The sequence below is a fragment of the Hoeflea sp. BAL378 genome, assembly GCF_000759435.1.
Taxonomy (GTDB): Bacteria; Pseudomonadota; Alphaproteobacteria; order Rhizobiales; family Rhizobiaceae; genus Hoeflea.
Genome location: NZ_JRJG01000131.1, coordinates 1 through 10,191, shown reverse-complemented (window position 1 = coordinate 10,191; position 10,191 = coordinate 1). Strand labels below are relative to the sequence as shown.

The 10,191-nt window shown below is 70.3% G+C and carries 11 protein-coding genes and 2 pseudogenes; all 13 read left to right on the top strand.

Translation table 11 applies throughout. The features are described from left to right. Positions 1–72: 72 nt before the first annotated feature. Positions 73–543 (top strand): annotated as a pseudogene (locus LL06_RS28330) (HK97 family phage prohead protease); the annotation flags it as partial. Positions 544–786: 243 nt separating this feature from the next. Next, positions 787–2,037, top strand: a complete 1,251-nt coding sequence (locus LL06_RS28325; RefSeq protein WP_035531845.1) for a phage major capsid protein — start codon at positions 787–789, stop codon at positions 2,035–2,037. Positions 2,038–2,125: 88 nt separating this feature from the next. Continuing rightward, entirely contained in the window at positions 2,126–2,692 is a 567-nt protein-coding gene (locus LL06_RS21770) for a head-tail connector protein (RefSeq protein ID WP_035531842.1), read from the top strand. After that, the gene (locus tag LL06_RS21765; RefSeq protein ID WP_035531840.1) at positions 2,692–3,027 is read left to right on the top strand and encodes a phage head closure protein; all 336 of its coding nucleotides are present in this window, start codon (positions 2,692–2,694) and stop codon (positions 3,025–3,027) included. The genes LL06_RS21770 and LL06_RS21765 overlap by 1 nt, the downstream gene beginning before the upstream one ends. Further along, positions 3,024–3,422 (top strand): annotated as a pseudogene (locus LL06_RS28320) (DUF3168 domain-containing protein). Before LL06_RS21765 ends, LL06_RS28320 begins: the two are co-directional and overlap by 4 nt. Before the next feature lie 42 nt (positions 3,423–3,464). After that, a complete protein-coding gene (locus LL06_RS21755; RefSeq protein WP_035531836.1) occupies positions 3,465–3,872 on the top strand; it encodes a phage major tail protein, TP901-1 family in 408 nt (135 codons plus the stop codon). 7 nt (positions 3,873–3,879) lie between these two features. Continuing rightward, on the top strand, positions 3,880–4,299 hold the full coding sequence (locus tag LL06_RS21750) for a gene transfer agent family protein (protein ID WP_035531833.1): 420 nt from the start codon (positions 3,880–3,882) through the stop codon (positions 4,297–4,299). Continuing rightward, positions 4,296–4,523, top strand: coding sequence for a rcc01693 family protein (locus LL06_RS21745; protein ID WP_035531830.1), 228 nt, complete (start codon positions 4,296–4,298; stop codon positions 4,521–4,523). Before LL06_RS21750 ends, LL06_RS21745 begins: the two co-directional genes overlap by 4 nt. A gap of 7 nt (positions 4,524–4,530) precedes the next feature. Continuing rightward, positions 4,531–5,097 carry a phage tail tape measure protein gene (locus LL06_RS21740; RefSeq protein ID WP_052161812.1) on the top strand — a complete coding sequence of 189 codons (567 nt, stop codon included), beginning with the start codon at positions 4,531–4,533 and terminating at the stop codon, positions 5,095–5,097. A gap of 16 nt (positions 5,098–5,113) precedes the next feature. Next, positions 5,114–5,755, top strand: coding sequence for a DUF2460 domain-containing protein (locus LL06_RS21735; RefSeq protein ID WP_035531825.1), 642 nt, complete (start codon positions 5,114–5,116; stop codon positions 5,753–5,755). Further along, positions 5,752–6,642, top strand: a complete 891-nt coding sequence (locus tag LL06_RS21730; protein ID WP_035531823.1) for a DUF2163 domain-containing protein — start codon at positions 5,752–5,754, stop codon at positions 6,640–6,642. Before LL06_RS21735 ends, LL06_RS21730 begins: the two co-directional genes overlap by 4 nt. Next, positions 6,639–7,112 (top strand): NlpC/P60 family protein, encoded by a 474-nt coding sequence (locus LL06_RS21725; RefSeq protein ID WP_035531819.1) that lies wholly within the window; start codon positions 6,639–6,641, stop codon positions 7,110–7,112. Before LL06_RS21730 ends, LL06_RS21725 begins: the two co-directional genes overlap by 4 nt. 15 nt (positions 7,113–7,127) lie before the next feature. Then, a partial coding sequence (locus LL06_RS21720; protein WP_035531817.1) for a glycoside hydrolase TIM-barrel-like domain-containing protein occupies positions 7,128–10,191 on the top strand: 3,064 nt, incomplete at its 3' end.

The window sequence follows — 10,191 nt, the reverse complement described above, 5'->3', positions numbered from 1 at the left end:
CCCTCAAGGGGGAGGGGCTTAGCGCCCGCCAGCATCTATCAACATCAAGACCCATTCACGAAAGGACATCCCATGGCTGCGGAAGCACTGCCGGGACGGCAGCACAAGCGCGTCGATCTGGCGTTGGAGGACGTGAGCGGCGACGGCAGTTTCTCGGGTTACGCCAGCCTGTTCGGCGCGGTCGATCTCGGTCGCGACGTGATCGAGCCAGGGGCCTTTGCCGCCTCGCTCAGGCGCCGGGGGGCGGGCGATGTGCGGATGCTGTTCCAGCACGATCCGGACCAGCCGATCGGCCGCTGGCTGTCGATCCGCGAGGACGCGCGGGGGCTGCATGTCGAGGGCAAGCTGGCGCTCGGCGTGGCTCGCGCCCGGGAGGTGCACGAGCTGATGAAATCCGGCGCGCTGGACGGCCTGTCGATCGGCTTCCAGACAGTTCGCGCCCGCACCGAGGCCAAGGGCGGGGTGCGGCGGATCCTCAGCGCCGATCTCTGGGAGATCTCGGTGGTGACCTTTCCGATGCAGCCGGGCGCGCGGGTGACCGCGGTCAAGGCGGCGCCGGGCGCGGCGCTCACCGTGCGCGACCTCGAACGACGGCTCACGCGGGATGCGGGGCTCTCCAGACGCCAGGCGCGCGGGCTGATCGCCCGCGGCCATGGCGGCCTTGCGGACCGGCGGGACGCCGGACCCGAGGATCTCAAACGCCTGGAACGCAAGCTCAGGGCCCTGACAAGGGCGCTGGCGGGTTCCGCCCCATTCCCTGACCTGACCCTGTCGAAAGGACGACCGATGACCACGCAGTTGAATACCAACACCGAACGTGCGCCCGAAACCAAGAGCCTCGACGCCGACGTGACCGCCGCCTTCGAGGACTTCATGTCCGCCTTCGAGCACTACAAGCAGAGCAACGAAGAGCGGCTTGCCGAGATCGAGCGCCGCGGCGGCGCCGACGTCCTGACCGAAGAGAAGATGGCCCGCATCGACCGGGCGCTCGACGAGCAGAAGCGCGCGATGGACGCGCTGCTGCTCAAGCGCGCCCGCCCGGACCTGGGTCGCGGCGGCGGCGCCGCGCCGAGCCCGGTGCGGCAGGCGTTCGACGCCTATGTGCGGCGCGGCGACGAGGCCGGGCTGCGCAGCGCCGAACTCAAGGCGATGTCGGCGGGTTCGGACCCCGATGGCGGATATCTGGTGCCCGACGAACTCGATACCGAGATCGGGCGCAGGCTCTCCGAACTCTCGCCGGTCCGCGCGATTGCCACCGTGCGGCAGGTCTCGGGCGCAGTGCTGAAGAAGCCTTTTGCCTTGAACGGCATGGCCACCGGCTGGGTGGGCGAGACCGACGCCAGGCCGCAGACGGCGACGCCGCAGCTGACCGAACTGCAGTTCCCGACCATGGAGCTCTACGCCATGCCCGCCGCCACCGCCTCGCTGATCGAGGACGGGGCCCTCGACATCGAGGGCTGGATCGCAGCCGAGGTGGAGGCCGCCTTCGCCGAGCAGGAGGGGGCCGCCTTCGTTTCGGGCGACGGCGCCAACAAGCCGCGCGGCTTCCTCGATTATACGACCGTGGCCGACAGCGCCTGGAGCTGGGGCAATCTCGGCTTCATCGCCACCGGCGCGGCGGGCGCCTTCGGGGCCGATCCTTCCGACAGGCTGGTGGACCTGATCTATGCGCTGAAAGCCGGGCACCGGCAGAACGGGCGCTTCGTGATGAACCGCAAGACGCAAGCCCAGATCCGCAAGTTCAAGGATGCCGACGGCAACTATCTTTGGATGCCGCCGGCGGGCGCCGGACAGGCGGCCTCGCTGATGGGCTTCCCGGTGGTCGAGGCCGAGGACATGCCCGACATCGCCGCAAGCTCGCTGTCGCTGGCCTTCGGCGATTTCCGCCGCGGCTATCTGGTGGTCGACCGGACGGGCGTGCGGATCCTGCGCGATCCCTATTCGGCCAAGCCCTATGTGCTGTTCTACACGACCAAGCGCGTGGGCGGCGGGGTGCAGAATTTCGAGGCGATCAAGCTGCTGAAATTCGCCGCCTGATCTTCAGGCCACACATTTCGGAACTCTCCTCTCCCGGGACTACCGGGGGAGGGATCGACCTCCCGCGCTAACCATCCTGGAGATTGCCATGACCCTGATTGAGACCGATCCGCCCTTAGCGGAGCCGGTGACGCTTGCCGAGCTGAAGGCGCATCTGCGCATCGATGCTGGCGACGAGGACGCGCTGCTCGAAGACCTGATCCGGGTGGCGCGCGCCCATCTCGAGGCGGTGACCGGCGTGGCGCTGATGAGCCAGGGGTTCCTGCTGGCTCTCGACGACTGGCCGCGCGGCGCGGTGATTCAGCTTATGAGAACGCCGGTGCAAAGCATTGACGCGATTCTGGTTTACGACGCCCAGGGCGAGCCGCAGGCGCTCAGCCTGTCCGACATGCTGCTCGACGCCACGGCGCGGCCGGCGCGGCTGGTGATGAAGCAGCGGCCGCGGCCGGGCCAGCCGATCAACGGCATCGAGATCGAGTTCACGGCGGGGTTCTCCTCCGCCAACGAGATCCCGCCCGAGCTCAAGAGGGCGATGCTGCTTCATGCCGCGCATCTCTACGAGTTCCGCGGCGCGGTGACGCTCGCCATGCAGCCGGCGGCGATCCCCGCGGGCTATGACCGGCTGATCGCACCCTGGCTGCGGCGGGCCTTGTGATGAGCGCGCTGATGGTCGACCCCGGCCGGCTGAACGCGCGGCTCCTGCTCGAAGCGCCGGTCAACGCGCCCGACGGGCAGGGCGGGGTGAGCGAGGGCTGGACCGGGGTCGCGGCGCTGTGGGGGCGGATCGAGCCGCTGCGCGCGGGACCCGACGAGCAAGGCGGGGCGGCGGTGGCGGTGATCAGTCACCGCGTCACCCTCCGCCACCGCGAGGATGTGCGGCACCGGATGCGCTTTGTGCACCGGGGCAGGAGCCTCGTCATCCGCGCGGTGCGCGATCCCGACGAGAGCCGCCGCTACCTGGTCTGCGACTGCGAGGAGACGATGCCATGAGCGCCAACGCGTTGCAGGCGGCGGTGGTCGCGCGGCTTGCCGGCGATGCCGGCGTGACCGCGATCATCGGCGCCGGCCGGATCTTCGACCGGCAGATCACCCGCGCCGAGCCGCCCTACCTGGTGCTGGGCGAGATGACGACAGCGGATTTCTCGACCGGCGACGGCGAGGGCAGCGAGCACCGCTTCGAGATCGAGGCCTGGAGCTAGGACAACGGCCGCAAGCAGGCGGCGGCGCTCGCCGACGCGGTGCGCGCGGCGCTGCACGACGCGGATCTGGCGCTCGCGGGCGCTGTGCTGGTCAATCTCAGGCACGAGCGGACGGTGAGCCGGCGCGCGCCAAAGTCCGGCCTGCACGTGGCGCGGCTGCGATTTCGCGCGGTGACCGAGCCGTGAGCGATGGCCGCTCCCCAATTCACACTCTGAAAGGACACTTCCATGACGGCCCAGAAAGGCAAGGACCTGCTCGTCAAGATCGACGATGGCGGGAATTTCGTGACCATCGCCGGCCTGCGCGCAAGACGGCTGGCGTTCAACGCGCAGCCGGTCGACATCACCGACGCGGACTCCGCCGGGCGCTGGCGCGAGCTGCTGGGCGGGGCGGGCGTGCAGCGCGCGGCGCTGTCGGGCGGCGGCCTGTTCAAGGACCAGGCGAGCGACGCGCTGACGCGCGCGGTGTTCTTCGCCACCGAGATCCGCGCCTGGCAGGTGCTGATCCCGGCTTTCGGCACCGTCACCGGCCCGTTCCAGATCACCGCGCTCGAATATGCCGGGCGCCATGACGGCGAGATGACCTTCGAGATCGCGCTCGAATCCGCCGGCGCGCTCAGCTTCACGGCCTTGTGAGGCGGCCATGAACGTGCACCCCAACCGCCGCCGCGGCGAGATCGCGGCCACGTTCGACGGCGAGACGCGGCTGCTGTGCCTGACGCTGGGCGCGCTCGCCGAACTCGAAAGCGCCTTCGGCGTCGCCAATCTCGTCGAGCTTGCCGGACGCTTCGAGGCGGGCCGGCTCTCGGCGGCCGACATAATTCGCGTGATCGGCGCCGGACTGCGCGGCGCGGGCAACCGACTGGGCGACGAGGATGTCGCCGTGATGTCGGTCGAGGGCGGGGCGGCGGGTTTTGCCCGCATCGCCACGGAACTGCTGTGGGTCAGTTTCGGCGGCGGCCTCGAGAGAACAGACGCATCACCAGATCGGGAGGGTTCACGGCCTGTCGCACCTCCGGGCAGGCCCGCAAACCCTCCCGTGCCGCAGGCGGGGACGAGGTGACGGAGCGGGACCGGGCGTTTTTCCCCTGGGCGTCCGTGATCCGCTTCGGTCTCGCCCGCCTGCGGCTGCCACCCGAAATGTTCTGGCGCCTGAGCCTGGTCGAGCTGACGGCGCTGACCGGCGCCGACGACCTTCCGGCGATGGCGACGCGGCAGGGACTTGAAGCGCTGATGGCGCAGTTTCCGGATTTGAAAGACAATAAGGAGCCTGGCGATGGTCGATGAGCCCAGCATGAATGTGAGCGTCGAGCTCGATTTGAACGGCGCCGACCGGGCGCTGGAGGAACTGAAGGACAGGGCCGACGCCTTTGGCGGCGCGCTGTCGGGCGCGCTGAAGGCGGCGACGGTTGACGGCCGCGCGCTCGACGACGTGCTGCGCACGCTGGGAACCCGCATGGTGGGCATCGCGCTCGATGCCGGCATGAGGCCGCTCGAGCAATTGATCAGCAGCTCGATCTCCGGGCTCACGGGCAGCCTCGGCCGGATGCTGCCCTTCGCGCAAGGCGGCATGCCCGGCAGGCTCACGCCCTTCGCCGAGGGTGGGGTGGTCGGCGGTCCCACCTATTTCCCGATGCAGGGCGGCGACATGGGCTTGATGGGCGAGGCAGGCGCCGAGGCGATCCTTCCCCTCAGCCGCGGGCCCGACGGCAGGCTCGGCGTGGCCTCGGGCGCAGGCGGCCAGGCGGTGCATGTGACCTTCAACGTGACGACGCCGGATGCCCCGAGCTTCGCCAGATCCGAGGCGCAGGTGACCGCCATGCTGGCCCGCGCGGTCGGCCGCGGCCGGCGCGGATTGTGAGCGGGAGGAGAGGGCCATGGGCAACGGTTTTCACGAAATTCGGTTTCCGTTGAGGCTGTCGCTTGGCGCCAGCGGCGGGCCGGGACGGCGCACCGACATCGTCGCGCTGTCGAATGGCGGCGAGACCCGCAATGCGCGCTGGACCGATGCGCGGCGGCGCTATGACGCCGGCACCGGGCTGCGCGGGCTCGAGGATCTGTATGAACTGACCGCCTTCTTCGAGGCGCGGCGCGGCCAGCTCTACGGGTTCCGGTTTCGCGACCCGGTCGACCATGCCTCGGCGCCGCCTGGACAGGCCGTCTCGGCGATGGACCAGCCGATCGGCACCGGCGACGGTGCGACGACCCTGTTCGCCCTGATCAAGACCTATGCCGACGCGGGCGGCGCCACGGTGCGCCGGATCGAAAAGCCGGCCGACGGCAGCGTCGTCGTGGCGGTCGGCGGCGTGGCGCTCGATCCGGGGGACTTCTCCGTCGACAGCGCCACGGGGCTGGTGACGATTCTCCCCGGCCACGTTCCCGCGCCGGGCGCGGTGGTGACGGCCGGGTTCGAATTCGACATTCCGGTGCGGTTCGACACCGACCGCATCGAGATCAGCCTGGCGGCGTTCAAGGCGGGTGCGGCGCCGTCGGTGCCGCTGGTGGAGATCAGGCCATGAGAGATTTTCCCGAGACGCTGAACGAGCACCTGGACCGGACCGCGACCACGATCTGCCATGCCTGGCGGCTGACGCGGTCCGACGGCATGGTGCTGGGCTTCGCCGAGCATGACCGTGATCTTGCCTTCGACGGCACGGTATTTTCCGCCGCCACCGGGTTTCGCGCCAGCGAAGTCCAGTCGGGCCTGGGGCTCGAGGCAGATGCGGCCGATGTGGCGGGCGCGTTTTCGGATGCGGCGATCAGCGCCGACGATCTGGCGCTGGGGCGTTATGACGGCGCGCGGGTGGAGGCCTTCCTGGTCAATTGGCAAAGCCCCGCCGACCACGCGCTGCTCTGGGTCCGGGAACTGGGCGAAGTTCGAGCCGCGGGTCCTGCCTTCGCGGTGGAGCTGCGCAGCCTTGCCGCCCGGCTCGACCAGCCGCGCGGTCGCCTCTATGGCAGCCGCTGTGACGCCGATCTCGGCGACGGGCGCTGCACGAAGGACATTTCCGCGCCGCCATTCCGGCTGGAGGCCGAGATCGCCGGGGTGAGCGACGAGATGACGCTGATCGCGAGCGGGCTCGATGGCCGGCCGGCCGGCTGGTTCGGCGGTGGCCGGGTGCGGTTCACGACCGGGCTGCTGGCCGGGCTGACCGCGGACATCTCCGCCCACAGGGTCGAGGCCGGCGGCGCGCGGCTCGATCTGTGGTCGCCGCTGGCGCGGCTGCCTGCGCCCGGCGACCGGATCGAGGTGACGGCGGGCTGCGACAAGTCGTTTGAAACCTGTCGAGCGAAATTCGCCAACGGATTCAATTTCCAGGGCTTTCCGTTTCTGCCCGGCAGCGACTTCGCCTATGGCTATGCCGACACGGACACGGTCCATGACGGCCGTCCGATCGTGCCATGACAGGCGAGGACCGGGGTCGGCGTATTGTTGCCGCGGCGCGGGGCTGGATCGGCACGCCTTACCGGCACCAGGGCGCGCGCAAGGGCGTGGGCTGCGATTGCCTGGGGCTCGTACGCGGCGTCTGGGCGGAGATCATGGGGTATGAGGCGGAACAGCCCGGCGCCTATGCCCCCGACTGGGCCGAGCGCGGGCGGACCGACCGGCTGATCGAGGCGGCGCGGCGGCACTGCGGCGCGGGCATCCCGGTCTGCGAGGCAAGGGCCGGCGACATCCTCCTGTTTCGCTGGCGCGACGGGGTGTCGGCCAAGCATGCCGGCATTCTTTCGGGTGAAGACCATTTCATCCACGCCTACGAGGCCGTGGGCGTCATCGAAAGCGCGCTGGTTCCTTCCTGGCGGCGGCGGATCGCGGCGGTGCACCGGTTTCCCGACCCGTCGGTGGGTGCGGATGTCCGTCCCGAAGAGCAGTGAAAGCGAGATCTCGACATGGCGACAATCCTCCTGCAGGTGGCGGGCGCTGCGATCGGCGGCCTGTTCGGGCCGGTGGGCACGGCGATCGGCTCGGCCATCGGCGCGACGCTGGGCGGCATGCTCGACACGAGCCTCATCAACTCCACCCGCACCATCCGCGCCCGGGGTCTGAGCGGCGCCCGGATTCCCTCCGCCGACGAAGGCTCTCCCATTCTCCGGGTGCACGGATCGATGCGGGTTGCCGGCGCGCTGATCTGGGCCACGCGGTTCGAGGAGACGGTGACGCGCGAGCGCCAGGGCGGCAAGGGCGGCGGCGCCCGGGTCGAGAGCCGGCACTATCACGCCAATTTCGCGCTCGGCCTGTGCGAAGGCCCGATCGCCGCGATCCGCCGGGTCTGGGCCGACGGGCGCGAGCTCGATCTCGACACGCTCGACATGCGCATCCACCGCGGCACGGCCACGCAATTGCCCGATCCGCTGATCGAGGCCAAGCAGGGCGCGAGCCGCGCGCCGGCCTGGCGCGGGCTTGCTTATGTGGTGTTCGAGCGGCTGCCGCTCGATGATTTCGGCAACCGCATTCCGGCGCTGCAATTCGAAGTGGTCCGCCCGGTTGGCAAGCTCGAGACCGCGATCGAGGCGGTGGCGCTGATCCCCGGCGCCACGGAGCATGGATACGCCACCACGCAGGTGCGCGAAACGCTGGGCCCCGGCGCCGCCCGCGTGCTCAACCGCAACATGCGCCAGGCAACGACCGACTGGGCCCAGTCGATCGACGAGCTGCAGGCGCTCTGTCCCAATCTCACCTCGGTGGCGCTGGTCTGCTCCTGGTTCGGCGACGATTTGCGCGCGGACCATTGCCGCTTCCGCCCCGGCGTCGAAGTGGCCGCGCGCACCGGCGAGACCCGGCCCTGGAAAGTGGGCGGGCTTGACCGCGCCGCCGCGCATCTGATCAGCAGCAATGACGGCGGCCCCGCCTATGGCGGCACGCCGGATGACCGGGCGGTGATCGAGGCCATCACTGATCTCAAGGCGCGCGGGCTCAAGGTGGTGCTCTATCCCTTCGTGCTGATGGACGTGCCCCACGGCAACGGCCTTGCCGATCCGAACGGGGCCGCCGAGCAGCCGGCCTATCCCTGGCGCGGGCGCATCACCGCGAGCCCGGCGCCGGGACTGCCCGGCACGCCGGATGGGACGGCGGCGATGCGCGCCGCAATCGAGACGCTGTGCGGAACCATGGCGCCCTCGGATTTCGCCGTGGCGGGCGGGGCCGTCTCCTGGACCAGCGCGGACGAAGGCTACCGCCGCTTCGTACTGCACCATGCGGCGCTGGCGCAGGCGGCGGGCGGGGTCGACGGCTTCATCATCGGCTCGGAGATGATCGGCCTCACGCGGCTCCGCGACGGGACCGGCGCGTTTCCCTTCGTCGAGCAACTGACCATGCTGGCGGACGACGTGAAGGCGATGCTGGGACCCGCCACCACCGTGACCTATGCCGCCGACTGGACCGAATATGCGGGCTACCGTCCCGACGACGGCTCGGGCGACGTCTATTTCAACCTCGATCCGCTGTGGGCGCATCCGGCGATCGGGGCGGTCGGCATCGACAATTACATGCCGCTGAGCGACTGGCGCGACGCCGACGGGGCCGCGGGCAATCCCGACGGCGCAGGGTTCGCCAATGATGCCGCGGCCATGGCCAAGGCGATCACCGGCGGCGAGGGCCATGACTGGTATTATGCGGACGCGCACGCGCGCGCCGCCCGCACGCGGCTACCGATCACCGACGGGCTTGCCGGCAAGGACTGGATCTACCGGGTCAAGGACCTGCGCGGCTGGTGGCAGAACCCGCATTTCGACCGGAGAGGCGGCAGCGAGGCGGCCAGCCCCAGCCCCTGGGTGCCCGGATCGAAGCCGTTCTGGTTCACCGAACTCGGCTGCCCCGCGGTCGACAAGGGCGCCAACCAGCCCAACCTGTTTCCCGATCCCAAATCGTCGGAAGGCGCACTGCCCTGGCATTCGACCGGCGCGCGCGACGACCTGGCCCAGCGCGCCTTTCTCGAGGCCCATCTCGACCACTGGTCCGGCCCCGCCAATGCCGATGGCATGGTGGCCAAGGACCGTATCTTCCTGTGGACCTGGGATGCGCGGCCCTATCCGGCGTTTCCGCTGAGTGCAACGGTCTGGGCGGACGGCGCCAACTGGCGCACCGGCCACTGGCTCAACGGCCGGCTCGGCTCTGTCGCACTTAGGGACCTGATTGCCGAGGTGCTGAACGACGCCGGGATGACGGAGTTCGACGCCAGCCGCGTCGACGGGCTGGTGACCGGCCACGTGATCTCGAGCCCGGCCTCGGCCCGCGCCGTGCTGGAGCCACTGCTGGAGGCCTTCGCCATCGACGTGCGCGAAGGGCCGGGCGGGCTGGAGTTCGTCTCACGGCTCAAATGCGGTTCGGCGCCGGTCGAGATCGGCATGGTGGCCGAGCCCGGCGAAGGGTCGCTCGTCGAGGAGATCCGCGGCGAGGCCGGCGAATTCGCCAACGAGGCGGTGGTGCTGTCGGCCGACCCGCTCAACGACTTCGCCCCCGCCTCGGCCCGCTCGCGCCGGCTCGAGGGCGAGCCCATGCGCCTGCAGGACCTGCCGCTCAGCCTGGCTCTAGATCCGGGCCTGGCGCGGATGACCGCCGACCAATGGCTGCACGACCATCGCCTGCAGCGCCGCCGGCTGCGCTTCGCGCTGCCGCCCCAAGTGGCGCGGCTGCAGCCGGGCGACGTCATAAGGCTGGCCATGCCCGACGCGCCGCAGGGCCGCTATTGCATCGCCCGCATCGAGGACGGCGACACCCGCCGCATCGAGGCGGTGGCGCATGCGGGCGCCGCATCGGTGGAGACGGCCGAAGCCTTGCCGCGTCGCGCCACCACCGACGCCAATGCCCCTTTCGCGCCCGCGATCGTCTTCCTCGATCTGCCGGCGATCACCGGCAGCGAGGAGACCGGCTGGGCCAGGGCCGCGGCGCTGGGGAGCCCCTGGCGGGCGATGGCGCTGTCGAGTTCGGTGGAGGAGGAGGGGTTTTTGGCCCGGG